Raw genomic sequence first — 1,292 nt, forward strand, 5'->3', positions numbered from 1 at the left:
TGAGGTTCACCCCGAAAAGTGGACAGTGGCTACGCGGCCATAATCGGCGCGTTCAGTGACTGTTCGTAATTGTGGGGGCTGAGCATTCCGATCGTGGAGTGCCTACGTCGAGTGTTGTAGAAGTTCATCCAGTTGTCAACTGCAGCAACCAATTCGGTCCTGTACGCGAACGTATGTCGGTAGTAGTACTCGTGCTTGAACGTCGACCATAAACTCTCCGCGCCGGCGTTGTCCCAGCATATGCCGGTCGCGCCCATCGAGCGCCGCAACCCGTACCGTTCGCATGCCTGCTTCATGATCTCGGCGGTGTATTGACTTCCCCTGTCCGAGTGAAGGATTGTGCCCGCGACGTCGCCGCCACGTCCGGCAACTGCCATGTCCAGAGCGTCGAGGACGAGCTCGGTGCGCATGTGATCGGCGACGGCCCACCCGAGGACCTTTTTCGAGTGCTCGTCCTTGATGGCGCACAGGTACATATCGCCCTCGCCGCAGGTCAGGTACGTGATGTCCGAGGTCCACACCGCATCGACGTGCCCCTGATCGAACCGGCGCTGCACCAGATCCTCGGGGAACGAGGCCAACGGGTCGACCACGGTGGTGCGGATCTTGAACGTACGTGGGCTGATCCCCACGACGCCGAGGGAGCGCATGATCGTGGCGACGGTCTTCTCGGTGATCACCTCGCCTCGATCGTGAAGTTCGGCGGTGATGCGCGGTGCTCCGTAGACGCCTTTCGACTCCTGGTGGATCGCGAGGATCTTGATCTCCAGATCGGCTCTACGTTGCTGCCGCTGCGCCAATCTGGTTGTCACACTGCGTCCTTGGTGTTTGTAGAAACCGGATGTCGACACTTCGAGCAGGCGTGCCATCCGGTGGACTGCGGAGTTCGCGTACTCCGCGGCCATCAACGTGTAGAGCTCTACTTTTGTTGATTGGCTGCGAAGTACGCGGACGCTTTTTTCAGGAACGCGATGTCTTTCTCCTGCTCGGAGACCTGCCGGCGTAACCGGGCCAGCTCGGTGCGTTCGGCGGCCGTGAGCGGCTGGTCACCGGATGCTGCGGCGGCTTCGATCCGGCGGCGTTCGTCGGCGACCCAGCGGCCGAGCAGTCCTTCGTTGATGCCCAGTTCGCGGGCGACCTCGGCGATGGTGCGGCCGGAATCGATCACCCTACGGGCGGCCTCGACCTTGTATTCGGTCGTGAACGACCTGCGTTTGCGGGACATGCGGACATCCTTCCAGCGGAACCATCGGTCCCGCTATCTCGGTGTCCACCATCCGGGGTGAACCTCA

The 1,292-nt window shown here is 61.6% G+C and carries 2 protein-coding genes; both read right to left on the minus strand.

Annotation, left to right across the window (positions count from 1 at the left end; all coding sequences use genetic code 11):
* Positions 1-29: 29 nt before the first annotated feature.
* Positions 30-905 (minus strand): IS3 family transposase, encoded by an 876-nt coding sequence (locus MTX34_RS25475; RefSeq protein ID WP_241257671.1) that lies wholly within the window; start codon positions 903-905, stop codon positions 30-32.
* Positions 906-919: 14 nt separating this feature from the next.
* On the minus strand, positions 920-1,225 hold the full coding sequence (locus tag MTX34_RS25480; RefSeq protein ID WP_065181100.1) for a transposase: 306 nt from the start codon (positions 1,223-1,225) through the stop codon (positions 920-922).
* Between the last annotated feature and the right edge of the window lie 67 nt (positions 1,226-1,292).

The sequence above is a fragment of the Rhodococcus sp. ARC_M5 genome (genome assembly GCF_022810405.1).
Lineage (GTDB): Bacteria > Actinomycetota > Actinomycetes > Mycobacteriales > Mycobacteriaceae > Rhodococcoides > Rhodococcoides navarretei.

Coding starts and splice junctions, on each gene's coding strand:
- MTX34_RS25480 (WP_065181100.1), bottom strand. CDS start 1,225: ATGTCCCGCAAACGCAGGTCGTTCACGACCGAATACAAGGTCGAGGCC.
- MTX34_RS25475 (WP_241257671.1), bottom strand. CDS start 905: ATGGCCGCGGAGTACGCGAACTCCGCAGTCCACCGGATGGCACGCCTG.